The organism is Metapseudomonas otitidis, from assembly GCF_900111835.1.
Lineage (GTDB): Bacteria > Pseudomonadota > Gammaproteobacteria > Pseudomonadales > Pseudomonadaceae > Metapseudomonas > Metapseudomonas otitidis.
This window is the reverse complement of record NZ_FOJP01000009.1, coordinates 1-24,238: the sequence shown is the minus strand read 5'-3', so window position 1 is coordinate 24,238 and position 24,238 is coordinate 1. Positions and strand designations below refer to the sequence as shown.

At 64.3% G+C, this 24,238-nt stretch carries 21 protein-coding genes, 2 tRNA genes and 1 pseudogene; 18 read left to right on the top strand and 6 right to left on the bottom strand.

Annotated elements, in window-relative coordinates; all coding sequences use genetic code 11:
• Positions 1-49: 49 nt before the first annotated feature.
• From rlmE to BM198_RS12660, 18 genes are all read left to right on the top strand, one after another.
• Entirely contained in the window at positions 50-673 is a 624-nt protein-coding gene (gene rlmE / locus BM198_RS12745) for a 23S rRNA (uridine(2552)-2'-O)-methyltransferase RlmE (protein ID WP_069561639.1), read from the top strand.
• Positions 674-871: 198 nt separating this feature from the next.
• The gene (ftsH, locus tag BM198_RS12740; protein WP_044413721.1) at positions 872-2,785 is read left to right on the top strand and encodes an ATP-dependent zinc metalloprotease FtsH; all 1,914 of its coding nucleotides are present in this window, start codon (positions 872-874) and stop codon (positions 2,783-2,785) included.
• A gap of 9 nt (positions 2,786-2,794) precedes the next feature.
• Positions 2,795-3,646, top strand: a complete 852-nt coding sequence (gene folP / locus BM198_RS12735; protein ID WP_074970386.1) for a dihydropteroate synthase — start codon at positions 2,795-2,797, stop codon at positions 3,644-3,646.
• Between the two features lie 17 nt (positions 3,647-3,663).
• Complete coding sequence (gene glmM, locus BM198_RS12730) at positions 3,664-5,007, top strand: phosphoglucosamine mutase (protein WP_074970385.1); 1,344 nt, start codon at positions 3,664-3,666, stop codon at positions 5,005-5,007.
• Positions 5,008-5,072: 65 nt separating this feature from the next.
• Complete coding sequence (tpiA, locus tag BM198_RS12725) at positions 5,073-5,828, top strand: triose-phosphate isomerase (protein ID WP_074970383.1); 756 nt, start codon at positions 5,073-5,075, stop codon at positions 5,826-5,828.
• 4 nt (positions 5,829-5,832) lie between these two features.
• A complete protein-coding gene (gene secG / locus BM198_RS12720; RefSeq protein ID WP_069561634.1) occupies positions 5,833-6,216 on the top strand; it encodes a preprotein translocase subunit SecG in 384 nt (127 codons plus the stop codon).
• A 10-nt stretch (positions 6,217-6,226) separates the two neighbouring features.
• A tRNA-Leu gene (locus BM198_RS12715) sits at positions 6,227-6,312 on the top strand.
• A 98-nt stretch (positions 6,313-6,410) separates the two neighbouring features.
• Positions 6,411-6,487: transfer RNA gene (locus BM198_RS12710), tRNA-Met, on the top strand.
• Between the two features lie 124 nt (positions 6,488-6,611).
• Positions 6,612-7,070 (top strand): ribosome maturation factor RimP, encoded by a 459-nt coding sequence (gene rimP, locus BM198_RS12705; protein ID WP_044413736.1) that lies wholly within the window; start codon positions 6,612-6,614, stop codon positions 7,068-7,070.
• 47 nt (positions 7,071-7,117) lie between these two features.
• Positions 7,118-8,599 carry a transcription termination factor NusA gene (gene nusA, locus BM198_RS12700; RefSeq protein ID WP_044413740.1) on the top strand — a complete coding sequence of 494 codons (1,482 nt, stop codon included), beginning with the start codon at positions 7,118-7,120 and terminating at the stop codon, positions 8,597-8,599.
• A 26-nt stretch (positions 8,600-8,625) separates the two neighbouring features.
• Positions 8,626-11,157 (top strand): translation initiation factor IF-2, encoded by a 2,532-nt coding sequence (gene infB / locus BM198_RS12695; RefSeq protein WP_074970381.1) that lies wholly within the window; start codon positions 8,626-8,628, stop codon positions 11,155-11,157.
• A 100-nt stretch (positions 11,158-11,257) separates the two neighbouring features.
• A complete protein-coding gene (rbfA, locus tag BM198_RS12690; RefSeq protein WP_044413746.1) occupies positions 11,258-11,644 on the top strand; it encodes a 30S ribosome-binding factor RbfA in 387 nt (128 codons plus the stop codon).
• A 2-nt stretch (positions 11,645-11,646) separates the two neighbouring features.
• On the top strand, positions 11,647-12,564 hold the full coding sequence (truB, locus tag BM198_RS12685) for a tRNA pseudouridine(55) synthase TruB (RefSeq protein WP_044413749.1): 918 nt from the start codon (positions 11,647-11,649) through the stop codon (positions 12,562-12,564).
• 93 nt (positions 12,565-12,657) lie between these two features.
• Positions 12,658-12,927 (top strand): 30S ribosomal protein S15, encoded by a 270-nt coding sequence (gene rpsO, locus BM198_RS12680; protein ID WP_044413751.1) that lies wholly within the window; start codon positions 12,658-12,660, stop codon positions 12,925-12,927.
• Positions 12,928-13,091: 164 nt separating this feature from the next.
• Positions 13,092-15,200 carry a polyribonucleotide nucleotidyltransferase gene (pnp, locus tag BM198_RS12675; RefSeq protein ID WP_074970379.1) on the top strand — a complete coding sequence of 703 codons (2,109 nt, stop codon included), beginning with the start codon at positions 13,092-13,094 and terminating at the stop codon, positions 15,198-15,200.
• Positions 15,201-15,295: 95 nt separating this feature from the next.
• Positions 15,296-16,705 carry a DUF4013 domain-containing protein gene (locus BM198_RS12670; protein ID WP_074970377.1) on the top strand — a complete coding sequence of 470 codons (1,410 nt, stop codon included), beginning with the start codon at positions 15,296-15,298 and terminating at the stop codon, positions 16,703-16,705.
• A gap of 195 nt (positions 16,706-16,900) precedes the next feature.
• Complete coding sequence (locus BM198_RS12665) at positions 16,901-17,257, top strand: BON domain-containing protein (protein ID WP_044413760.1); 357 nt, start codon at positions 16,901-16,903, stop codon at positions 17,255-17,257.
• 48 nt (positions 17,258-17,305) lie between these two features.
• Positions 17,306-17,503, top strand: coding sequence for a CsbD family protein (locus tag BM198_RS12660; RefSeq protein ID WP_069561625.1), 198 nt, complete (start codon positions 17,306-17,308; stop codon positions 17,501-17,503).
• 53 nt (positions 17,504-17,556) lie between these two features.
• Here the strand turns inward: BM198_RS12660 and BM198_RS12655 are convergent, their stop codons facing one another.
• From BM198_RS12655 to BM198_RS12630, 6 genes and pseudogenes are all read right to left on the bottom strand, one after another.
• The gene (locus tag BM198_RS12655) at positions 17,557-19,011 is read right to left on the bottom strand and encodes a rhomboid family intramembrane serine protease (RefSeq protein WP_074970375.1); all 1,455 of its coding nucleotides are present in this window, start codon (positions 19,009-19,011) and stop codon (positions 17,557-17,559) included.
• Positions 19,012-19,051: 40 nt separating this feature from the next.
• Entirely contained in the window at positions 19,052-19,348 is a 297-nt protein-coding gene (locus BM198_RS12650) for a DUF2845 domain-containing protein (RefSeq protein ID WP_044413769.1), read from the bottom strand.
• Between the two features lie 61 nt (positions 19,349-19,409).
• Complete coding sequence (locus tag BM198_RS12645) at positions 19,410-19,733, bottom strand: DUF2845 domain-containing protein (RefSeq protein ID WP_044413772.1); 324 nt, start codon at positions 19,731-19,733, stop codon at positions 19,410-19,412.
• Between the two features lie 111 nt (positions 19,734-19,844).
• Positions 19,845-22,769, bottom strand: a complete 2,925-nt coding sequence (locus BM198_RS12640) for a DUF748 domain-containing protein (RefSeq protein WP_074970373.1) — start codon at positions 22,767-22,769, stop codon at positions 19,845-19,847.
• A gap of 100 nt (positions 22,770-22,869) precedes the next feature.
• Positions 22,870-23,889 (bottom strand): class I SAM-dependent rRNA methyltransferase, encoded by a 1,020-nt coding sequence (locus BM198_RS12635; RefSeq protein ID WP_074970371.1) that lies wholly within the window; start codon positions 23,887-23,889, stop codon positions 22,870-22,872.
• A gap of 113 nt (positions 23,890-24,002) precedes the next feature.
• Positions 24,003-24,238: pseudogene (locus BM198_RS12630) on the bottom strand (acetyl-CoA C-acetyltransferase); the annotation flags it as partial.

The window sequence follows — 24,238 nt, the reverse complement described above, 5'->3', positions numbered from 1 at the left end:
TAGTTTACCCGAGTGACTTCGGGGCGCACAGCCGAACACGAGGTATCCCGTGGCCCGTTCCAAGACTAGCCATCGTTGGCTGAAAGAACATTTCGATGACCCCTACGTCAAGATGGCGCAGAAGGATGGTTATCGCTCGCGTGCCAGCTACAAGCTGCTGGAGATTCAGGAGAAGGACCGCATTCTTCGACCCGGCATGACCGTGGTCGACCTCGGGGCTGCGCCGGGTGGCTGGTCCCAGGTCACCAGTCGGGTGATTGGTGATCGAGGGCGGCTCATCGCGTCGGACATCCTTGAAATGGACAGCATTCCGGACGTCACCTTCATTCAGGGAGACTTCACCGACGATGTGGTCTTTGCCCGGATCCTCGAGGCGATCGGCGAGCACCCGGTCGACCTTGTGATTTCCGACATGGCCCCCAATATGAGTGGTGTCAGGGCGGCCGATCAGCCGCGTGCCATGTACCTGTGCGAGCTGGCGCTCGATCTTGCGGCGCGAGTCCTGACGCCGGGTGGTGATTTCCTGATCAAGATATTCCAGGGTGAGGGATTCGACCTCTACCACAAGCAGGTCAAGGAAATGTTCGACAAGGTGCTGATGCGCAAACCGCTTTCGTCGCGTGATCGCTCACGCGAGCAATACCTGCTCGCGCGCGGCTTCCGCGGGGAATAGACTGCGACAGACAGGTGGTTCGCGGGTCTCATGGAGTGGGACCGCCGTCACGGCGAGCGCCAGGCATCATAAAGGGTTACAGACGGCGCCTGCCGGCCGGCAGGGGTTGTGGTGTAAGTTAGGCCGGTTGATAACCAGCCGTCATGCGGGGCACGTTCCGTGACGGAGCCTGCTCCAGAGGGTAGCTAATTGAACGACATGGCAAAGAACCTGATCCTGTGGCTGATCATCGCCGCCGTACTGGTCACGGTGATGAACAACTTCTCCAGCCCCAGCGAACCGCAGACGCTGAACTATTCCGACTTCATCCAGCAGGTGAAGGACGGCAAGGTCGAGCGCGTCACCGTCGATGGCTATGTCATCACCGGCAAGCGCAATGATGGCGATACCTTCAAGACCATCCGGCCTGCCATCCAGGACAACGGCCTGATCGGTGACCTGGTCAACAACAACGTGGTCATCGAGGGGCGTCAGCCCGAGCAGCAGAGCATCTGGACCCAGTTGCTCGTTGCCAGCTTCCCCATCCTGGTGATCATCGCGGTCTTCATGTTCTTCATGCGCCAGATGCAGGGCGGTGGCGGTGGCCGTGGTGGGCCGATGAGCTTTGGCAAGAGCAAGGCCCGCCTGCTGTCCGAGGACCAGGTGAAGACTACTCTGGCCGACGTCGCGGGTTGCGACGAAGCCAAGGAAGAAGTCGGCGAGCTTGTCGAGTTCCTGCGTGACCCGGGCAAGTTCCAGCGCCTGGGCGGCCGCATTCCCCGTGGCGTGCTGATGGTTGGCCCGCCCGGTACCGGCAAGACCCTGCTCGCCAAGGCGATTGCGGGCGAAGCCAAGGTTCCGTTCTTCACCATTTCCGGTTCTGATTTCGTCGAGATGTTCGTTGGCGTAGGTGCCTCACGTGTACGCGACATGTTCGACCAGGCCAAGAAGCACGCCCCCTGCATCATCTTCATCGACGAGATCGACGCCGTCGGTCGCCATCGCGGCGCCGGCCTGGGTGGTGGTCATGACGAGCGCGAGCAGACCCTCAACCAGTTGCTGGTGGAGATGGACGGTTTCGAAATGAACGACGGCATCATCGTGATCGCCGCCACCAACCGACCGGATGTGCTCGACCCGGCGCTGCTCCGCCCGGGCCGCTTCGATCGCCAGGTGGTTGTAGGCCTGCCGGACATCCGTGGGCGCGAGCAGATCCTCAAGGTGCACATGCGCAAGGTGCCGGTTGGCGACGACGTGGATCCTGCTGTCATCGCCCGTGGCACGCCCGGTTTCTCGGGGGCTGACCTGGCGAACCTGGTCAACGAGGCGTCGCTCTTCGCTGCCCGTGTCAACAAGCGCATCGTCGAGATGCGTGAGTTCGAACTGGCCAAGGACAAGATCATGATGGGTGCCGAGCGCAAGACCATGGTCATGTCCGAGAAGGAGAAGCTCAATACCGCCTACCACGAGGCCGGTCACGCGATCGTGGGTCGCATCGTTCCGGAGCATGATCCGGTCTACAAGGTTTCGATCATTCCGCGTGGCCGGGCGCTGGGTGTCACCATGTTCCTCCCTGAAGAGGATCGCTACAGCCTGTCCAAGCGCGCGCTGATCAGCCAGGTCTGCTCGCTGTTCGGCGGCCGGATCGCCGAGGAAATGACCCTGGGCTTCGACGGCGTGACCACGGGCGCATCCAACGACATCATGCGTGCGACCCAGATCGCGCGGAACATGGTGACCAAGTGGGGCTTGTCCGAGAAGCTCGGTCCACTGATGTATGCGGAAGAAGAGGGCGAGGTCTTCCTGGGGCGCAGTGCTGGCAGCCAGCACTCGAATGTATCGGCGCAGACCGCGCAGCTCATCGATCAGGAAGTGCGTAGCATCATCGATCACTGCTATGCCACCGCCAAGCAGATCCTGGTGGATCACCGCGACAAGCTCGACATGATGGCCGAGGCCTTGATGAAATTCGAAACCATCGACGCCGACCAGATCGACGACATCATGGCGGGGCGCCAGCCGCGCGAGCCGAAGGATTGGCAAGGTGGCTCGGGTACCTCCGGCAAGTCCGCTCCGCGTGAGGAGTCGCCTCGCCCGGAGAATCCGATCGGTGGTCCCGCTGGCGAACACTAAGGATTCTTGATGAGTTCCATGCAGTACCCGACCCGGTTGCCTTGCGGCAACCGGGTTCTTGATTTGGGGCGCCCGCATGTCATGGGCATCCTTAACGTAACTCCCGACTCCTTTTCCGATGGCGGTCGCTTCAGTCAGCGCGATGCCGCGCTGCGTCATGCCAGCGCCATGGTGGCGTCCGGAGCGACGCTCATCGATGTCGGCGGGGAGTCGACTCGGCCTGGCGCTCGCCCGGTCTCGCCTACCGAGGAGCTGGAGCGTGTCGCGCCAGTGGTCGAGGCGATTGCGCGCGAGCTGGATGTCGTCATCTCCCTGGATACGTCCACCCCTGCCGTGATGCGGGAAGGCGCCAGGTTGGGCGCGGGCCTCATCAACGATGTGCGAGCCTTGCGCCGGGATGGAGCGCTGGATGCTGCCGCGGACAGTGGACTTCCCGTGTGCCTGATGCACATGCGTGGAGAGCCCGGCAGCATGCAGGATGCGCCTGCCTACGACGATGTCGTCCGAGAAGTCGGTGAGTTCCTGCAGGAGCGCATGAGAGCCTGCAGCGAAGCCGGTATTCCTGAAGAGCGAATCGTGCTCGATCCCGGGTTCGGCTTTGCCAAGAGTCTCCAGCACAATCTCGTGCTTTTTCGTCATCTGGCTGAGCTGGGGCGTCTCGGTCGCCCCCTGTTGGTCGGTGTGTCGCGGAAAAGCATGATCGGTCAGGTGCTGGGGCGTGATGTCGACCAGCGCCTGTACGGCAGTCTTGGGCTGGCAGCCCTGGCCGTCTCAAAGGGCGCGTGCATCCTGCGGGTGCACGATGTGGCCGAGACGGTTGATGTCATCAGAATGATCGCCGCAGTCGAAGCGGCGGAGTAGGAATCGCGGAGCAGTAGATGAGCAGAAAGTACTTTGGCACCGACGGCATTCGTGGGCACGTTGGGCAATTCCCGATCACTCCGGACTTCATGCTCAAGCTCGGCTGGGCGGCGGGCATGGCGTTCCGCAAGCAGGGCAAGTGCCGAATCCTCATCGGCAAGGACACGCGGATCTCCGGCTACATGTTCGAGTCCGCCCTGGAGGCTGGTCTCTCTGCCGCCGGTGCCGACGTGATGCTGCTGGGTCCCATGCCCACGCCGGCGATTGCCTACCTGACGCGCACCTTCCTGGCGGATGCGGGCATCGTGATCAGCGCATCCCACAACCCCCACAGCGACAACGGCATCAAGTTCTTCTCCGGCCAGGGTGTGAAGCTCTCCGATGAAGTCGAATTGATGATCGAGGAGCTGCTCGACCAGCCGATGCAGGTGGTGGAGTCGGCCAACCTCGGCAAGGTTTCCCGGATCAACGACGCGGCGGGGCGCTACATCGAGTTCTGCAAGAGCACGGTGCCGATGAGCACGGACCTGGGCGGCATGAAGATCGTCGTCGACTGTGCCCATGGTGCGACCTACAAGGTGGCGCCGAGTGTGTTCCGTGAGTTGGGAGGCAACGTTTCGGTGCTTGCGGCGCAGCCCAACGGCCTGAACATCAACGACAAATGCGGCTCCACCCATATGCAGGCCTTGCAGGCCGAGGTCGTGGCCCAGCATGCGGACATCGGTATTGCCTTCGATGGCGACGGCGACCGCGTGCTGATGGTCGACCACACGGGCGCCATCGTGGACGGGGATGAGCTGCTCTACATCATTGCCCGCGACCTCCAGGAGCGGGGCAAGCTCAGCAATGATGGCGTCGTGGGTACGCTCATGACCAATCTTGGTCTGGAGCTGGCGCTTGCCGAGATGGGGATTCCCTTTACTCGTGCCAAGGTCGGCGATCGCTATGTGATTGCCGAGATGCATGAGCGTGGCTGGACCCTGGGTGGGGAAAATTCTGGACACATCCTTTGCAGCTACTTCACCACCACCGGCGATGCCTTGATTGCGGCGCTGCAGGTGCTGCTGGCCCTGCAGCGCCGTGGCCAGTCGCTGGCGGAGGCTCGCCAGGGCATGCGCAAGTGCCCGCAGGTTCTTCTCAATGTCCGCTACAGCGGGGAAGGTCTGGATCCTGTCGAGCACCCGGCCGTTAAAGATGCTTGTGCCAGGGTCACCGAACGCATGGCGGGGCGCGGGCGAGTACTGCTGCGCAAGTCCGGGACCGAGCCGCTGGTGCGTGTGATGGTGGAAGGGGACGACGAAAAGCAGGTTCGCACTTACGCCGAGGAGCTCGTGAAGGTTGTTTCCGAGGTATGTGCTTGATTTCGCTTGCTAGTTGGAAAAATCTCGGATAACATCTGCGCCCACTTTGATCGACGAGGTACGGCATGCGTCGCCCTTTGGTAGCTGGTAACTGGAAAATGCACGGTACCCGCGCCAGCGTCGCAGAGCTGATCAAAGGTCTTCGTCAGCAGGTTGTGCCGGCTGATGTCGATGTGGTGGTCATCCCGCCTTCCCTGTACATCGCCCAGGTTGCTCAAGTGCTCGATGGTGGCTCTATTTCCATCGGTGCCCAGGATTGCGCGATAGAGCCCATGCAGGCTGCCCTTACCGGGGAGATTGCTGCGGTTCAGTTGGAAGATGCAGGCTGCAAGTGGGTCCTCGTTGGTCACTCCGAGCGTCGTTTGATTCTTGGTGAGCGTAATGATGTTGTGAGTCGCAAGTTTGCTGCGGCTCAGGCGTGCGGTCTGGTTCCGATTCTCTGTGTCGGCGAGACCCGCGAGCAGCGTGAGGCAGGCGAAACCCTGCGTGTGGTTGGTGAGCAGATTGGTAGCGTCATCGAAGAGTTGGGTGTTGGTGCCTTCTCTTCTGCGGTAATCGCGTATGAGCCTGTCTGGGCCATCGGTACCGGGTTGACGGCTTCTCCTGTTCAGGCGCAAGAAGTTCATGCTGCGATCCGTTCGCAATTGTCGGCTGAGAGTGCCGAAGTGGCGGCGGGTGTGAGAATTCTGTACGGCGGCAGTGTGAAGGCTGCCAGTGCGGCTGAATTGTTCGGGATGCCGGATATTGATGGGGGGCTTGTGGGTGGAGCCTCCCTGAATGCAGATGAGTTCGGTGCGATTTGTCGTGCCGCAGGAAACTGACGAGATGCTTGAAACTGTCGTTATCGTGGTGCACCTGCTCGTCGCCATCGGCGTTGTGGTTCTGGTGTTGCTGCAACATGGTAAAGGCGCGGATGCAGGCGCTTCGTTTGGTGCAGGTGCTTCGGGTACTGTTTTCGGAAGCCAAGGTTCTGCTACCTTTCTGAGTCGCTTTACTGGTATACTCGCCGCGGTTTTTTTCATTACCAGTCTGGGTTTAGCATTCTTTGCTAAGCAAAAGGCTGAAGCTCTGAGTCACGTTGGTCTGCCGGATCCGGCCGCCATCGAGGTTCAGCAGCAAAAGCCGGCATCTGATGATGTGCCGGTGCTCGAAGAGCAGAAGCCCGCAGAATCTGCAGGTGACGTTCCGCAGGCTCCAGAGCAGAAGTAAGGCAAGTTTTGCCGAGGTGGTGGAATTGGTAGACACGCTACCTTGAGGTGGTAGTGGCCATAGGCTGTAGGGGTTCGAGTCCCCTCCTCGGTACCATGCAAGACAAGGAAGCCCGCAGTAGCGGGCTTTCTTGCTGGAGGAGTGTCAGGTTGACCGGGCGTCTGTCTGGTCGTATACTCCGGGCCCAGCTTTGACGCGGGGTGGAGCAGTCTGGTAGCTCGTCGGGCTCATAACCCGAAGGTCGTTGGTTCAAATCCAGCCCCCGCAACCAGTTCAAGCAGAGCCCCTTTTAAGGGGCTTTTTGCTAGCTGGATCACTTTGCCATCGGTTCCGGATGGCTTTCATGATGGGCGTTACGCCCATTTTTTATTTCTACGGCATGCGAGGGCAAACAGGTGTCGAGCAAGCTAGAACAGTTGCAGGCCTTGCTGGCCCCGGTGGTCGAGGCGCTCGGCTATCAGTGCTGGGGTATCGAGTTCCTGTCCCAGGGGCGCCATTCGCTCCTGCGCGTCTACATCGATCATGAGAACGGCATCCTCATCGACGACTGCGAAAAGGTCAGTCGTCAGATCAGTGGCGTTCTTGATGTGGAAGATCCCATCTCCAGCGAATACACCCTTGAGGTGTCCTCGCCCGGCATGGATCGTCCCTTGTTCAGACTCGAGCAGTTCGCGGCCCATGCCGGAGAGCTCGTGAAAATCAAGTTGCGTTCTCCCTACGAGGGCCGGCGCAACTTCCAGGGTCTCCTCCGCGGGGTGGAGGAACAGGATGTGGTGGTTCTCGTCGAGGATCACGAGTACCTGTTGCCGATCGACCTGATCGACAAGGCCAACATCATTCCCCGTTTTGACTGAGACGCGGATCCCGCGGGTCCAATGGATTGCGAAAGGCGAGGCGTACGATGAGCAAAGAAGTACTGCTGGTTGTAGAGTCGGTATCCAACGAGAAAGGGGTGCCGGCAGGTGTGATTTTCGAAGCGCTGGAGCTGGCACTGGCCACCGCTACCAAGAAGCGCTTCGAGGACGAGGTTGACCTGCGTGTGTCCATCAACCGGCACACCGGTAGCTATGACACTTTCCGCCGCTGGGCGGTGGTGGACGACGAGAACTTCGAGGATCCGGCCATCCAGCTGACCCTCGACCAGGCCCAGGCCCGTGACGAGAATGCCAAGATCGGCGACGTCATCGAAGAGAAGATCGAATCCATCGAGTTCGGCCGCATCGCTGCCCAGACCGCCAAGCAGGTCATCGTGCAGAAGGTGCGCGAAGCCGAGCGTGCACAGGTGGTCGAGGCCTATCGCGAGAAGCTGGGCGACATCATTTCCGGTACGGTCAAGAAGGTCACCCGTGACAACGTGATCGTCGACCTGGGCAACAACGCCGAGGCGTTGCTGGCCCGTGAGGACATCATCCCCCGTGAGACCTTCCGCGTCGGCGCCCGTGTTCGGGCCCTGCTGAAGGAAATCCGCACCGAGAACCGTGGTCCGCAACTGATCCTCTCGCGCACCGCGCCGCAGATGCTGATCGAGCTGTTCCGCATTGAAGTGCCGGAAATCGCCGAAGAGCTGATCGAAGTGATGGCCGCCTCCCGTGACCCGGGTTCGCGCGCCAAGATCGCCGTTCGCTCCAAGGACAAGCGCATCGACCCGCAGGGCGCCTGCATCGGCATGCGTGGCTCCCGCGTCCAGGCTGTTTCCGGTGAACTGGGCGGTGAGCGTGTCGATATCGTCCTGTGGGACGACAACCCCGCTCAGTTCGTCATCAACGCCATGGCTCCGGCCGAAGTGGCGGCGATCATCGTCGACGAAGATGCCCATGCCATGGACATCGCCGTTGCCGAGGACAACCTCGCCCAGGCCATCGGCCGTGGCGGCCAGAACGTTCGCCTGGCCAGCCAACTGACCGGCTGGACCCTGAACGTGATGACCGAGGCGGACATCCAGGCCAAGCAGCAGGCCGAGACCGGCGACATCATGCAGTCCTTCGTCGATGAACTCGGCGTGGATGAAGAGCTGGCTCAGGTGCTGGTGGAGGAAGGTTTCACCAGCCTAGAAGAGATCGCCTACGTGCCCATGGAAGAGATGCTGAGCATCGATGGGTTCGACGAGGACATCGTCAACGAGCTGCGCGCCCGCGCCAAGGATCGCCTGCTGACCAAGGCGATCGCGACCGAAGAGAAGCTGGCCGATGCCCAGCCCGCCGAGGACCTGCTGGAACTCGAGGGCATGGACAAGGAGCTGGCGGTCGAACTGGCAGTGCGTGGCGTAATCAATCGCGAAGACCTGGCCGAGCAGTCGATCGACGACCTGCTCGACATCGACGGCATGGACGAAGAGCGTGCCGGCAAGCTGATCATGGCCGCCCGAGCCCATTGGTTCGAGTAAGCAGTGCGGCCTGAGGAGAGAAGTGCATGACGCAAGTCACGGTGAAAGAACTGGCCAAGGTGGTCGATACACCGGTGGAGCGCCTGCTGCAGCAGATGCGTGAGGCAGGCCTGCCTCACAGCAGCGCCGACCAGGTGGTGACCGACAGTGAAAAACAGGCGCTGCTCGCGCACCTGAAGAGCAGCCATGGCGAGCGCCTGGAAGAGCCCCGCAAGATCACGCTGCAGCGCAAGACCACGACCACCCTGAAGGTGGCGGGCAGCAAGACCATCAGCGTCGAAGTGCGCAAGAAGAAGACCTACGTCAAGCGCAGCCCTGACGAGATCGAAGCCGAGAAGCAGCGCGAGCTGGAAGAGCAGCGTGCCGCCGAAGAGGCCGCACGCGCCAAGGCCGAGGAAGAGGCCAAGCGCCGCGCCGAAGAAGAGGCCCGCCGTGAGGTGGACGCCCGTGCCAAGGACGCTGCTCGCAGCCCCGAGGCTCCGGCAGCAGTGGCTGCTGCTCCCGCAGCCCAGGCGGCTCCGGCTGCCGGCGCCGCTGCTGCGGCACCCGCCGCAGCAGGCGCTGCCGACGATCGTCGTCGCGAAGAGCCTCGCCGTCCGGAACGTGCCCGTGACGAAGACGACCGTCGCGACCGCAAGCAAGCCCAGCACCGTCCCTCCGCCAAGGAGAAGGAAAAGGTGCCGTCGCCGCGTATTGCTCCGCGCAGCACCGAGGAAGAGAGCGACAGCTACCGTCGCGGTGGCCGTGGCAAGTCCAAGCTCAAGAAGCGCAACCAGCACGGGTTCCAGAGCCCGACGGGGCCGATCGTGCGAGAAGTCAGCATCGGTGAGACCATCACCGTGGCAGAGCTGGCGGCCCAGATGGCCGTCAAGGGCGCCGAAGTGGTCAAGTTCATGTTCAAGATGGGCAGTCCTGTCACCATCAACCAGGTGCTCGATCGCGAGACCGCGCAGCTGGTCGTCGAGGAGATGGGCCACAAGGTCAAGCTCGTCAACGAGAACGCCCTGGAAGACCAACTGGCCGAATCGCTGAAGTACGAAGGCGAGTCGTTCTCCCGTGCACCGGTCGTGACCGTCATGGGTCACGTCGACCACGGCAAGACCTCGCTGCTCGACTACATCCGTCGCGCCAAAGTGGCGTCGGGCGAAGCCGGTGGCATCACCCAGCACATCGGTGCCTACCACGTGGAAACCCCGCGCGGCATGGTCACCTTCCTCGACACCCCCGGTCACGCCGCGTTCACCGCCATGCGTGCCCGTGGTGCCAAGGCCACTGACATCGTCATCCTCGTGGTGGCGGCTGACGACGGCGTGATGCCGCAGACCCAGGAAGCGGTCCAGCACGCGAAAGCCGCTGGCGTGCCGATCGTGGTCGCCATCAACAAGATGGACAAGCCGGAAGCCAACCCGGACAACATCAAGAACGGCCTGGCCGCTCTGGATGTGATCCCCGAGGAGTGGGGCGGCGACACCCAGTTCGTGCCCGTTTCGGCCAAGGCCGGTACCGGCGTCGACGAGCTGCTGGAAGCTGTCCTGCTGCAGGCCGAGGTACTCGAACTCACCGCTACCCCGTCCGCTCCCGGTCGTGGTGTCGTGGTCGAGTCCCGCCTGGACAAGGGCCGTGGCCCGGTGGCCACCCTGCTGGTCCAGGACGGTACCCTGCGTCAGGGCGACATGGTCCTGGTGGGCGTCAACTACGGTCGCGTTCGCGCCATGCTCGACGAGAACGGCAAGTCCATCAAGGAAGCCGGTCCGTCGATCCCCGTGGAAATCCTCGGCCTCGACGGCACCCCGGATGCGGGTGACGATATGACCGTGGTAGCCGACGAGAAGAAGGCCCGTGAAGTGGCCCTGTTCCGTCAAGGCAAGTTCCGCGAGGTCAAGCTGGCTCGTCAGCACAGCTCGAAGCTGGAAAACATCTTCGAGACCATGGGCCAGGACGAGAAGAAGACCCTCAACATCGTGCTCAAGTCCGATGTGCGTGGTTCTCTGGAAGCCCTGCAGGGTGCCCTGTCCGACCTCGGCAACGACGAAGTCCAGGTGCGTGTGGTCGGTGGCGGCGTCGGTGGCATCACCGAGTCCGATGCCAACCTGGCACTGGCCTCCAATGCCGTTCTGTTCGGCTTCAACGTGCGTGCCGACGCCGGTGCGCGCAAGATCGTCGAGCAGGAAGGCATCGACCTGCGCTACTACAACGTCATCTACGACATCATCGAGGACGTCAAGAAGGCCCTCACCGGCATGCTTGGCAGCGATGTGCGCGAGAACATCCTGGGTACCGCCGAGGTACGCGACGTGTTCCGCTCGCCGAAGTTCGGCGCCATCGCCGGCTGCATGGTCATCGAGGGTACTGTCCATCGGAACCGCCCGATCCGCGTACTGCGCGACGACGTGGTGATCTTCGAAGGCGAACTGGAATCCCTGCGCCGCTTCAAGGACGACGTGTCCGAAGTGCGGAACGGCATGGAGTGCGGTATCGGCGTGAAGAGCTACAACGACGTGAAGGTCGGCGACAAGATCGAGGTCTTCGAGAAGGTCCAGGTGGCCCGCTCGCTCTGAGTGGCCACTGACCAGAAGCTGGGAGCCGGGTGCTGCGCGGGGTGATTGACACCGCCAGTTCCAGCTCCCGGCTTTTTGGTTTTTGAGTGAGTACCGATTTATGCCAAAAGAATACAGCCGCACCCAGCGCATCGGTGACCAGATGCAGCGCGAACTGGCCCTGCTGATCCAGCGTGAGGTCAAGGACCCGCGCCTGGGCATGGTCACCATCACCGGCGTCGAAGTGGCGCGGGATCTCGGCCATGCCAAGATCTTCATCACCGTGATGGGCCAGGACGACAACGCCGAGGTCATCCGTCTCAACACCGAGATACTCAACGACGCTGCCGGCTACCTGCGCATGCTGCTGGGCAAGTCCATGAAGCTGCGGAGCGTGCCCCAGCTGCACTTCCACTACGATGCCAGCATCCGCCGTGGCGCCGAGCTGTCCGCACTGATCGAGCGTGCGGTCGCCGAAGACCGCCGGCATCAGGGTGACGAGGACTGACGGTGGCCCAGGTCAAGCGTATCCGCCGTGATGTGAGCGGCATCCTCATCCTCGACAAGCCCCGTGGCATGAGCTCCAACCAGGCCCTGCAGAAGGTCCGCTGGCTGCTCAATGCGGAGAAGGCCGGCCACACCGGCAGCCTCGATCCCCTGGCCACGGGCGTGCTGCCCCTGTGCTTCGGTGAAGCCACCAAGTTCTCCCAGTACCTCCTGGACGCCGACAAGGGTTACGAGACCGTTGCCCAGCTGGGCGTCACCACCACCACCGGCGATGCCGAGGGCGAGGTGCTCGAACGGCGCGACGTGACCGTTGGTCGCGACGAGCTGGAGGCGGCCCTGGGGCGCTTCCGTGGTGAGATCCAGCAGGTGCCGCCGATGTACTCGGCCCTGAAGAAGGACGGGCAGCCCCTCTACAAGCTGGCACGTGCCGGCGAAGTAGTGGAGCGCGAGGCGCGTTCTGTTACTATTGCGCGCCTGGAACTGCTGGCCTTCGATTCAACCAAGGCCACGCTTTCCGTCAGTTGCAGCAAAGGCACCTACATTCGCACCCTGGTCGAGGACCTTGGCCAGGTGCTGGGGTGTGGTGGTCACGTCGCTGAACTGCGTCGCACCCAGGCCGGTCCCTTCAACCTGTCCCAGGCCATCAGCCTCGAGGAACTGGAGAAGGCCCACGCCGAAGGTGGCAACGAAGCGCTCGACCGCTTCCTGCTCCCCTCCGACAGTGGCCTGGAGCACTGGCCCTTGGTGCAACTGAGCGAACACAGTGCCTATTACTGGCTGCATGGGCAGCCGGTAAGGGCTCCCGAAGCGCCGAAGTTCGGCATGCTGCGGGTGCAGGATCATACCGGTCGCTTCATCGGCATCGGTGAAGTGAGCGATGACGGGCGCATAGCGCCACGTCGACTGATTCGGTCGGAATGACCGATTCGAGGGTGGCTGTTAATAGGCACGGTCACACCTCTTTTTAAAACACGGGATTCGTTCCCGGCCTATTACTCTCAGAGGAAGCCCATCATGGCACTGAGCGTTGCTGAAAAAGCCCAGATCGTTAACGAGTACAAGCAAGCTGAAGGCGATACCGGTTCTCCGGAAGTGCAGATCGCACTGCTGACCGCCAACATCAACAAGCTGCAGGATCACTTCAAGGCCAACGGCAAAGACCACCACTCCCGTCGTGGTCTGATCCGCATGGTTAACCAGCGTCGCAAGCTGCTGGACTACCTGAAGGGTAAGGACACCACTCGTTACAGCGCCCTGATCGGTCGTCTGGGTCTGCGTCGCTAAGACGCATTCGAGCTGGAAGCTGGAAGCCGGAAGCTGGAAGCAGGACATCGCGCTTGCTTCCAGCTTCTGGTTTCCAGCTTCAGGCTTTTTGAGGAAGACGGCGGGTCCGACTCCCGCGCCTTTCGCAGATTTCCCCCAAGGCAACAAAAGAGAAGGAAAACACCGTGAACCCGGTAATCAAGAAGTTCCAATTCGGTCAATCGACCGTCACCCTCGAGACTGGCCGTATCGCCCGTCAAGCCAGCGGCGCCGTTCTGGTCACCGTTGATAACGATGTCACCGTCCTGGTGACCGTGGTCGGTGCCAAGCAGGCCGACCCGGGCAAGGGTTTCTTCCCGCTGTCCGTGCACTACCAGGAAAAGACCTACGCCGCCGGCCGCATCCCCGGTGGCTTCTTCAAGCGTGAAGGCCGGCCCTCCGAGAAAGAGACCCTGACCTCCCGCCTGATCGACCGCCCGATCCGCCCGCTGTTCCCCGAAGGTTTCCTCAACGAAGTGCAGGTCATCTGCACCGTCGTCTCCACCAACAAGAAGACTGATCCGGACATCGCCTCCATGATCGGTACTTCCGCTGCCCTGGCCATCTCCGGCATTCCGTTCGCCGGCCCGATCGGCGCGGCCCGCGTGGCTTACCACGAGAGCACCGGCTACCTGCTGAACCCCAACTACGAGCAGCTCAAGGCCTCCAGCCTCGACATGGTCGTGGCCGGTACCCAGGACGCTGTGCTGATGGTCGAATCCGAAGCTGACGAACTGACCGAAGACCAGATGCTGGGCGCCGTGCTGTTCGCTCACCAGGAATTCCAGGCCGTGATCAATGCCGTCAAGGAATTCGCCGCCGAAGCGGGCAAGCCGACCTGGAACTGGACCGCTCCCGCCGAGAACACCGCCCTGCTCAGTGCCATCAAGGCCGAGTTCGGCGAGGCCATCTCCCAGGCCTACACCATCACCATCAAGCAGGACCGCTACAACCGCCTCGACGAGCTGCGCGACCAGGTCGTCGCCCGCTTCGCTGGCGAGGAAGCCGGCCAGTTCCCGGCTGGTGAGGTGAAGGATACCTTCGGCCTGCTGGAATACCGCACCGTTCGCGAGAACATCGTCAACGGCAAGCCGCGTATCGACGGCCGTGACACCCGCACCGTCCGCCCGCTGAAGATCGAAGTCGGCGTACTGGACAAGACCCACGGTTCCGCCCTGTTCACCCGTGGCGAAACCCAGGCCCTGGTCGTTGCCACCCTCGGCACCGCCCGTGACGCCCAACTGCTGGACACCCTGGAAGGCGAGCGCAAGGACGCCTTCATGCTGCACTACAACTTCCCGCCCTTCTCGGTCGGTGAGTGCGGTCGCATGGGCAGCGCCGGTCGCCGCGAAATCGGCCACGGCCGCCTGGCCCGTCGTGGCGTCGCCGCCATGCTGCCGAAGGGCGACGAGTTCCCCTACACCATCCGCGTGGTGTCCGAGATCACCGAATCCAACGGTTCCAGCTCCATGGCTTCCGTCTGCGGCGCCTCCCTGGCCCTGATGGACGCCGGCGTGCCGATGCGCGCTCCGGTGGCCGGTATCGCCATGGGCCTGGTGAAGGAAGGTGACAAGTTCGCCGTCCTGACCGACATCCTGGGTGACGAAGACCACCTGGGCGACATGGACTTCAAGGTGGCCGGTACTGCCAAGGGCGTCACCGCCCTGCAGATGGACATCAAGATCAACGGCATCACCGAAGAGATCATGGAGATCGCCCTGGAGCAGGCACTGGAAGCACGCCTGAACATCCTCGGCCAGATGAACCAGGTCATCGCCGAGTCCCGCAGCGAGCTGTCCGAAAACGCCCCGACCATGCTGGCCATGAAGATCGACTCGGACAAGATCCGCGACGTCATCGGCAAGGGCGGCGCCACCATCCGCGGTATCTGCGAAGAGACCAAGGCCTCCATTGACATCGAAGACGATGGCAGCGTGAAGATCTTCGGCGAGACCAAGGAAGCCGCCGAGGCCGCCAGGCAGCGCGTTCTGGCCATCACCGCAGAAGCGGAGATCGGCAAGGTCTACGTCGGCAAGGTCGAGCGCATCGTTGATTTCGGTGCCTTCGTCAACATCCTTCCCGGCAAGGATGGCCTGGTGCACATCTCGCAGATCAGCGACAAGCGCATCGACAAGGTCACCGACGTCCTGCAGGAAGGCCAGGAAGTGAAGGTCCTGGTGCTGGACGTGGACAACCGCGGTCGCATCAAGCTGTCCATGAAGGATGTCGAGGCTGCTGAAGCTTCCGGCGTCTGATAACCGGTCGGCTGTATGAAAGAGGGCCCCTTGCGGGCCCTCTTTCGTTTCTCGGAGAATGGCGCGCCGCCAGTCGCCGACAAGGATTCCAGGTCATGGAAAAGACCTACTGCAAGTACCACCAGGCCCAACCCGCCACCTGGCACTGCCCGGCCTGCGACCGTCACTTCGGTGACTGCTGCATCCCCCTCAACGCCGAACGCCCGGACGAATCCCCGGCCTGCCCGCTGTGCCGCGCGCAACTGCACTTCCTGGGCGCCGCCAACACCGCCCAACCCTTCTGGGAACGCATTCCGCAGTTCTTCCGCTACGGCCTGCAGACCGGCCCCCTGGCCTTTGCCGCCGTGCTCGGCCTGGCCAGCCTGTTCATGCCGCGCTCGATCATCCTCTGGGTCGCGCTGTTCAGCATCGCCACCAAGTACTTCCACAGCGTCATCGAAGCGGCCAGCGAGGGTTCCCGCGAGGCCCCCGGGCTGGCCACTGCCTTCGTCGGCGAAGGCTTCCTGCTGTTCATCAAGCAGTTGGTGGTGTTCCTGGTGGCCTTCGCCGTGCTCTGGCTGGCCGCCGATTTCCACAGCGAGGCCCTGTTCTGGGCCGTGAACATCGGCCTCATGCTGCTGATGCCGGCGAGCATCATCCGCCTGGCCCTGAACAAGGAGCTCGGTGCCGCGCTGAGCCCCGAACAGCTCGGCGACGTGATCAAGGCCATGGGCTGGCGCTACCTGATCCTCTGCGTGTTCCTGTTCATCCTCTGGCAGTCGCCCGGCTACGTCACCGTGTTGCTGGCCCACGGCCTGCCGCGCGTGGTGCTGATGCCCATCGCCGCCTTCCTGTTCGGTTATTTCGGCGTGGTCATGTGCGCCATGATGGGCTACGCGGTGTTCCAGTATCAGGGCGCCCTGGGCTTCGCGATTGCCGAAGAGGGCGGGCACGAGGGCTACCCCGAGCCGGAGTGGCGCCGCCGCCGCGCCCTCGCCGAAGCCGAAGTGCGGGTCAAGGAAGGACAGACTGCCGCCGCGCTGGAAACCCTCACCGCCGCCCTGGAGCGGGACCCGAACGACCTGCGCCTCAACGAGCGCTTCCACCAGCTGCTGTTCGGCCTCAACGAAACCGCCCGCTGCCTGCGCCACCTTGCCCACTACCTGCCCATCGCCGCCCGCGAGAACCCGGCGCTGGGGGCCAGCGCCCTGCTCAATGCCCGCCGGTTGAAGGCCGACTACCTGCCGGAGGACCCGCAGGTCTGCGAGCGCATCGCCGCAGCCCTGGTGGATCGCCACAAGGCCAAGGAAGCCATCAGCCTGTTGCGCAACCTGCACCAGCGCTTCCCGGACTACCCCAACGTCCCCCGTGCCTATTTGCTGGCAGCCCGGGCCCTGGCCGAACAGCTTGGCCAGGTGGAGCAGGCCGGCAAGCTGCTCGCCTTCATCCGGGCCCGCTACCCGGCCACGCCGTTACTCGGCGAAGTGACGGCGCTGGAGTCCACCCTGGCCCGCCTGGCGGGCTGAGTGGTCGTGCAAAGTGCACGCGCCGCTTGGCTGCATCCTGCAATCTGCAAGCCGAGCGGTGCTGTGGTTAATTTATAAGTAATTGATTTAAAAGGATTAATTCTGTTGATCAAGGCTGGCACAGGCCTTGCGATACCTACAGTGACTGCAGACAGGACAAGGCTGCAGAACATTGTGAGTAACAGGAGAATCCTCATGAAACAGTCCTTCCACAGCGTCACCCTTGCCGCCGTAGCTGCCGCCGCCCTCAGCCTGCCCCTGGCCGGCAACGTGTTCGCCGCCCAGGCCGCCCCTACCCAACTGGCTGCCAACACCGTCGACAAGGCTGAAGAAGCCGTGTCCGACACCTGGATCACCAGCAAGGTGAAATCCAGCTTCCTGGCCGACAAGAACCTCAGCGCCCTGGACATCAAGGTCGAGACCAACAAAGGTGTGGTTGCTCTGTCCGGCGTGGTTTCCAGCGATGCCGAGCGCGACCTGGCCATCAGCACCGCCAAGTCCATCAAGGGCGTGACCGCTGTCGCCGCCGACGGCCTGAAGTCCGCCGAATGATCCCTGGCGCCGCCCTGCGGGGCGGCGTCCACCCGAGGAGGCAATGCCATGAACGCTGACATCATCAAAGGCAAGTGGAAGCAACTCAGTGGCCGCATCAAGGAGCGCTGGGGCAACCTGACCGACGACGACCTGGATATCGCCGAAGGCCACAGCGAATACCTGGTGGGCAAGCTTCAGGAGCGCTACGGCTGGAGCAAGGAACGCGCGCAGGACGAACTGCGTGACTTCAGCAGCCGCCTCTGAGCCTGACCTGTACACCTCGATCCCCGCTTCGGCGGGGATCGTCGTTTCCGGGGTTAGCGGGCCAGGTGCGCGCGGTAGAGGCCAAGCTGCCGGGTCTGCTCGGCGTCGGGGAAGGCCTTGTTGAGGAAGGCGGCCAGCTCCGCCACGCCGCGCAGGTCCTGGCGTTGCCCCAGTTGCTTGGCCAGCGCCAGGGTCATCACCGGTAGTTGTGCAGGGGCCGGCGCCTGCCGGGCGATCACTCTCCACACCCCCAGGCCGGCCGGGCCTTCACCCAGCTTGAGCAGTCGTTGCAGCAGGTTGGCCAGCACGGCCGGGTGTTGCAGCCACTGCTGTTCGGGAGCGCTGAGGTCCGTGGCCATCTGCAGCAACAGGCCCCGTGCAGGCGTCGGGTCCGGCAGGGCGAAGACCTGCTTGAGCACGGCGCTGGCCAGGGGCTTGTCCTTGCGGGTGCGGGCAACCGGGTAGAGGCGCTCCAGCAACGCCACCCGCCCGGGGTAGCGGGCCAGCAGGTCCAGCCCGCGTTCCGGCACCTGGTCCAGGGCGAAACGCCCGATCAGGGCTTCCAGCGCGGCCAGTTCGCGCTTGAACGGCGCGTCCGGGTCTTCCTTGGCCAGGTACTGCTCGTCCACCTTCAGCGCGCCGATGCGCCGGGGCAGCCAGGTGCCGAGGAAGCCGGAGGCGAGGCCCCCCAGGTGGGCGTAGTAGTTGACGTGGCCGTTGGCCAGCAGCAGCCCGTAGAGTTCCTTGCCCATCCAGATGGGCAGGATCCACAGGGCGGGGGCCTTGAAGTAGCCCATCATCGGGCCGAGCCAGTAGAAGAAGTTGATCCGCCGCAGGGCGTAGACGCCGATGTACATCCCCATCAGCCCCGCCACCGCGCCCGAGGCGCCGATGCCGGGCACCCAGCCCGGGTCCATCGCCCACCACAGCAGGTGCGAGGCCAGGCCGCTGGCCAGGTACAGCCCCAGGTAGGCCGCTGCGCCCAGCGCACGCTCCAGGGCGAAGCCGCAGATGAACAGGAAGATCATGTTGCCCAGCAGGTGATCGAAGCTGCCGTGGAGGAACATCGCCCCGAACAACCCCTCCACCGTGAAGCGCTTGGGGATGAAGCCGAAGCGGTAGCTGCTCAGGCTGTCCCGTGCGGCCTCGGCGGGAGCCCGCGCGCGCTGCCAGGCCGGGTCCGCCTGGTAGGCGGCCGAACGGTGCAGTTCATCTTCGAACTCCAGGTCCCGCAGGGCGTAGAGCGCCAGGTCGTTCCGGCGGGCGGAGTCGAGGGCGCGGCGTTCCTCCGGGTCCAGTTCATGGCGCTTGCTCAGGCTCTCGACGAACAGTGCGCGCTCGCGGTTGAGCAGACCGGCATCGAGATACGTCCGCACCGCCTCCTCGGAGCGTGCCGCGTCGCCGCCTTGGTAGACGAAATAGATCAGCGCGTTGAGCACGACGAGGAACAGCGTGACGACCGGCGGGCGTTTCCAGTCCAGGGGGTGTTCGGCGGGGAGGATGACCAAGCGTGACGTCCTTGTCGCGTAGAGGGTTCAGCCGAGCGGGTCAGTTCCGCTTGCTTTCGACGGTGCTGAGGCGGCCGCCGATGAAGTCGAGGTAGTAGTACATGCCGTTCACGGGGCCATAGACCCATTCCTCCACCTGCATTTCCTGACGGCCGCTGCGGGTCTCGGAGTAGCCGATGAGGTTGCGCGCGGCGGGCTCGCCGCACTTGCGCAGCACCTCCACGGCGCGGTCGCCTTCGCTGACCAGGGCGCTGCCGCAGCGGAAGGTCGCTGCCGAGGCATCGAGGCTCGCCACGGCAAAGGGCAGGGCGAGCAGGGGGAGCAGACGTCGAATCATGGTTGGGCATCCTGTCCGGTTGAAAAGGACGGCAGAGCCTAGCACTGCCGGTTCTGGGCTGTCAGTCGCCGCGCTTGCTCTCGATCTTGCGCAGCTTGTTCCCCTCGAAACGCAGGAACTGGTACATGCCGTTGCGCGGCCCGTAGACCCATTCTTCCACCAGGACTTCGCTCTCCTGGCCGTAGCGGTCCACCACGTTGCGGTAGCCGAGGCTGTTGCGGCTGGCGGGGTCACCGCACTTGCGCAGGACCTGGGAGGTGCTGTCCTCCAGGCTGACCAGCCCGCCGTTGCCGCAGCGGAGGGTGGAGGAGGCGTTGGCATGGGCTGCGCTCAGCAGCAGAAGGGGCAGGGCAAGCAGGTATCGGGCTTTCACGAAGGGTTCCATCCAGTTGAACGGGGTCCAGCCTACGCCGCCCTATTGCGCCTGTCAGCAGGGCGGCGTGTGCGCAGGGTCACGCCTGGCCGTTGGACTGCACAGGCGGGACCGAATTCCGCGTCATTCGGTGCCCAGTTGCAGCGGGGTGTCCACGCGGCGGTCCTGGCCGGCTTCGCCGAGGCTGACATCGAGCAGGTAGACCCGTTCGTCCTGCAGGCCGCCACGGTCCACCAGGTAGGCCTTGATGGCCGCCGCGCGAGCCTGGGCCAGTTGGCGCAGCAGCAGTTCGCTCTGGGCCCAGGAGCCGACCACCGCGTCGCGCATCTTCGCGGCGCGCTCGTCGCTGCCCAGCTGGGCCCATTCGGCCGGTGGCTGCTGCTTGAGGCGGGCGCGGTAGATGCCTTCGAGCATCGGCGGCTTCTCGCTGTCCGGCACCTCCATCAGCGAGGCGTCGGCGGGCACCTTGTCGCCGCGGCGCTGGGCGATCTTGTAGTAGGTGCTCTGGTACTCGCGCTCCAGTCGGGCAGCGGCCAGCAACGGCCCGTCCACGGCGGTGGCGCTCATGCCTTCGATCTCCAGGCGCAGGGCGGGGCGCTCCTGCAGGGCCTGGGCGAGGGTGTCCAGACCCTTCTGCGCGTCGGCGGAGAGCTCGGCGCTGCCGGCGTCGAAGGGCACGTTGCTGAGGTCGTGCTCGCCACCGCCGGTGACCAGCCCGGCGACGAACTTGAAGGGGGCCTGGGCGGCACGCAGCACCAGGTTGCGCAGGGTCTGCCAGACGATGGGCGCGACGCTGAACTGCGGGTCGTTGAGGTTGCCGGCCACCGGCAGCTGGATGTCGATCTTGCCTTCGGTGTCCTTGAGCAGGGCCACCGCCAGGCGGATCGGCAGGTCCACCGCATCGGGGCTGTCGACCCGCTCGCCGAGCTGCAGGTTTTCCAGCACGAGGTGGTTGTCGGCCTTCAGCTGGCCCTTCTCGATCTGGTAGTGCAGGTCCAGGTTGAGGCGGCCCTTGCGGATGCGGTAGCCGGCGAACTTGCCGGAATAGGGGGTCAGGGTGGTCAGCTCGACGCGCTTGAAGCTGGTGGCGATATCCAGGGAGTCCAGCGGGTCGAAGGGGGTCAGCGCGCCCTTGATGGTCACCGGCGCGTAGCGATCCACCTTGCCGTCGATGCTCACCTTGGCGGGGGTGCGGGTACGGGTGTCGAGGGTGCTGATCTCACCGTTGAGCTGCTGGATGGCGGTGGCGAAGTTGGGGGTCAGGCTGAAGTCGGCGAAGTTGGCCGAGCCGTTGCTGATGCTCACCGCGCCGATGTGGATGTCCAGCGGCTTGCCGGCCGGTTCGGCCTTGGCCTTGGGATCGGCAGGCTGCTTGATCACCAGGTCGCTGACGTTGGTGGTGAGGTCCTCGTTGATGATGAAGCGCGCATAGGGCTGGCTGATGCCCACCTTGGCGATGCTCAGGCTGCTGCCGTGGCGGTAGTCGAGGCCTTCCACCAGCAGCTGTTGCCACTTCACGAAGTCGCGCTGCTTGAGGGTGTCCAGGGTGTGCAGCTGGTTGACCAGGGCCCGTCCGGTGATGGTCAGGGCCAGTGGCTCGGTACTGGTGAGGGCGACGTCCAGGTTGCTGTCGAGCATGCCGCTGCGCAGTTCCAGGCGGACGAAGGGGGCCAGGTAGGCCTGGGCCACCCGCAGGTCGATGTCGCGGGTCTCCACCTTCAGCTTGGCGGTGGTCGGGGTCAGTTGCACCTGGCCTTCGGCCTTGAGCTTGCCCTGCTTGCCGATGCCGGTGTCCAGGGCCAGCTGGAAGGGCGACTGCCCCAGGCTGTCGAAATCCTTGAGGTCGAGGTTGAGCGGGCCGACGTCGATCTGCACGGCATCCTTCTGCGCGCGGTCGGCGAGGTGGACCTTGTAGCCGCGCAGTTGGGTGTCACGCAGGAGCACCTGCCAGGGCTTGGCAGGCGCGGCAGCAGGGGCCGGCTTGGCCGCCGCGTCGGCCGGTTTCGCGTCCGGAGTGGCAGGGGATTTCGCCGGGGCCTTGGCTTCGCTGGCGAACAGCTTCTGCCAGTCGAGCTGGCCGTCGGCTTCGCGGGCGGCCCAGGTCTCCAGGTTCTGGCTGCGGATCTTGCCGACCACCACCTGCTGCTTGGCCAGGTCCAGTGCGCTGTCGCTGACTTCCAGGCTTTCCAGGTTCACCAGCGGTCGGCCGTCCGGCGCCTTGATGGCGAAGGGCGCCACCTTGATGGCCGTCTGCTCCAGCTTCAGCGCGGTGCCTTCGGCCAGGCTCAGGTGGTAACGGGTGGACAGGCTGACGGTGCCCTTGTCCAGCACCAGCGGCACCGCGTCCCGCACGTAGGGCCAGAAGCCCTTCATGTTGCCGTCGGTGACTTTCAGTTCGCCTTCCGAGGTCAGCGGCAGCAGGCTCAGGCTGCCCTTCCAGTCGATGCGCCCGCCGTAGGGCCCGGTGGCCACCAGCAGCATGTCGGCGTTGTCGTCGCGCAGGGTGCTGAGGTTCTTCAGCTCCAGGTCGAGGGCGTCGTAGACGAATTCGATGGGCTCGCTCGGGCGCAGGTCCTGGAAGCGCACGCCACCCTTGGCCAGGCGGATGCTGTCGATGCGCACCGGGAACGGATCGCCGGCAGGCGGTTCGTCGGCCTTGGGCTCGCTGGGGGGCAGCTGGAACAGCTGGGTCAGGTTCAGCGTGCCGTCCTTGGCGAACAGCACCTCGGTGGTGGGCTTGTCGAGGTCGACGGCGGCCAGGTGCAGGGCGCCGGTCCAGAGGCTGTCCAGCTCCAGGTTGACGTACAGACGCTCGAAACCCACCTGGCGCTTGTCCGGCTCGCCGATCTCGAGGCCCCAGAGGGTCAGTTCGAGGCTGAAGGGGTTGAGCTGCAGCCGCTCCAGGTATGCCGGAACCTTGGCATAGGTGGCCAACTGCTGGTTGACGACGCGCAGGGCGATTCCCGGGAGGATCAGGAAGCCGAGCAGGGCGTAGAAGGCGAGGACGATCAGCAAGGCGCACGTGGCGCGTTTCAATCCTTTGTACATGGTGCGGCGTCGACTATCCCGGCGGAGGTGGGTTGGAGTATGGCACGCCCTTAAGGTTCCGACAGACGGCGCCGACTGGAATCGTCGGCGGTGTCTCGATTCAGAATCGCAGCACCAGGGTCTTCAGCGGCGGGCGCCCGTCCTGGGAGGGGAAGTCGGCGGCCGGCAGCAGCTGCTCGCAGTCGCGCACCGGGCGCCCGAGCTTGCTGGCGCAGCGCAGCACCTGGTCGCGCCATTCCTCGATCCCCACCTTCGCCAGGTTGTTGCAGCACACCAGCACGCCGTCGTCCGCCGTGGCCATCAGGGCGGGCTTGAGCAGGCTCTGGTAGTCCCGCAGCAGGTCGACGGTGCCGAAGGCGCTCTTGGCCCAGGCTGGCGGGTCGAGGAACACCAGGTCGAAGCGGCGTGCTTCCAGGCGCGGGTAGCTGGGCAGCCGCTGCCCATGGCGCCGGGCGATGGACAGGCCGGCCAGTTGTCGGATGGCCGGGAAGTAGTCCGATTGCACGAACTGCATGGACACCAGGCCGGGGTTGAGGGCGGCGTTCTCCCGGCCTACGGCCAGGTTGCCTTCGGCGAAGTCCAGGTTGCACACCTCGCGGGCGCCGCCGGCAGCGGCGGCCAGGCCGACCCCGCAGGTGTAGGCGAACAGGTTGAGCACCGACTTGCCGGCGCTGTTGGCCTTCACCCAACCCCGGGCGTTGCGCAGGTCGAGGAACAGCAGCGGGTCCTGGCCGGGATGACGACCACGCACCCGGTAGGCCAGGCCCCATTCATGGCCGACCTGGTCCGCCAGGGCCGCGTCGTCGGCCTGGTACACCGGGTCGCTGCGGTCGACGCGGGAGTTGCTGCCGGAGCGGTCGTTGTAGACCGGCAGCAGCGCCTCGCCCAGGTGGGCGTTGACCGTCTCGACCAGGGCCAGCAGGGCGTCGCGCTGCAGGGGCTGGTGGAAGCTCTGCACCATCAGCTGGGGGCCGTAGCGGTCCACGGTGAGGCCGGGAGCGCCTTCCTGGCTGCCGTGGAACAGCCGGTAGCAGTCGGTGCCCTGAGCTTTCAGTTCGGCCAGCAGCGGTTGGCGGGCGTCGAGGGCGGCGCGCAGCGCCGGGAGGAGAACGGAGGGCATGCGCGGCGTCTCGTGTAAGGGGCGCGCAGTTTAGCAAAAGGCGGGAGGGCGTCGTGTTGGCGATGGGGCCTTGGGAGGGCGAAGCCGCTCCCTGGGGAGCGGCTTCGTGGCGATCAGCGCTCGATGGCCAGGGCCACGCCCTGCCCGCCGCCGATGCACAGGGTTGCCAGGCCCTTCTTCACATCGCGCTTGATCATCTCGTGCAGCAGGGTCACCAGCACGCGGCAGCCGGAGGCGCCGATGGGGTGGCCGATGGCGATGGCGCCGCCGTTGACGTTGACCTTGCTCGCATCCCAGCCCAGCTCCTGGCCCACGGACAGGGCCTGGGCGGCGAAGGCTTCGTTGGCTT

Bases quoted from the DNA above. Each gene is read 5' to 3' on its own strand.
- ftsH (WP_044413721.1), top strand. From the start codon at position 872: ATGGCAAAGAACCTGATCCTGTGGCTGATCATCGCCGCCGTACTGGTC.
- folP (WP_074970386.1), top strand. From the start codon at position 2,795: ATGAGTTCCATGCAGTACCCGACCCGGTTGCCTTGCGGCAACCGGGTT.
- glmM (WP_074970385.1), top strand. From the start codon at position 3,664: ATGAGCAGAAAGTACTTTGGCACCGACGGCATTCGTGGGCACGTTGGG.
- tpiA (WP_074970383.1), top strand. From the start codon at position 5,073: ATGCGTCGCCCTTTGGTAGCTGGTAACTGGAAAATGCACGGTACCCGC.
- secG (WP_069561634.1), top strand. From the start codon at position 5,833: ATGCTTGAAACTGTCGTTATCGTGGTGCACCTGCTCGTCGCCATCGGC.
- nusA (WP_044413740.1), top strand. From the start codon at position 7,118: ATGAGCAAAGAAGTACTGCTGGTTGTAGAGTCGGTATCCAACGAGAAA.
- infB (WP_074970381.1), top strand. From the start codon at position 8,626: ATGACGCAAGTCACGGTGAAAGAACTGGCCAAGGTGGTCGATACACCG.
- rbfA (WP_044413746.1), top strand. From the start codon at position 11,258: ATGCCAAAAGAATACAGCCGCACCCAGCGCATCGGTGACCAGATGCAG.
- rpsO (WP_044413751.1), top strand. From the start codon at position 12,658: ATGGCACTGAGCGTTGCTGAAAAAGCCCAGATCGTTAACGAGTACAAG.
- BM198_RS12670 (WP_074970377.1), top strand. From the start codon at position 15,296: ATGGAAAAGACCTACTGCAAGTACCACCAGGCCCAACCCGCCACCTGG.
- BM198_RS12665 (WP_044413760.1), top strand. From the start codon at position 16,901: ATGAAACAGTCCTTCCACAGCGTCACCCTTGCCGCCGTAGCTGCCGCC.
- BM198_RS12660 (WP_069561625.1), top strand. From the start codon at position 17,306: ATGAACGCTGACATCATCAAAGGCAAGTGGAAGCAACTCAGTGGCCGC.
- BM198_RS12650 (WP_044413769.1), bottom strand. From the start codon at position 19,348: ATGATTCGACGTCTGCTCCCCCTGCTCGCCCTGCCCTTTGCCGTGGCG.
- BM198_RS12645 (WP_044413772.1), bottom strand. From the start codon at position 19,733: ATGGAACCCTTCGTGAAAGCCCGATACCTGCTTGCCCTGCCCCTTCTG.
- BM198_RS12640 (WP_074970373.1), bottom strand. From the start codon at position 22,769: ATGTACAAAGGATTGAAACGCGCCACGTGCGCCTTGCTGATCGTCCTC.
- BM198_RS12635 (WP_074970371.1), bottom strand. From the start codon at position 23,889: ATGCCCTCCGTTCTCCTCCCGGCGCTGCGCGCCGCCCTCGACGCCCGC.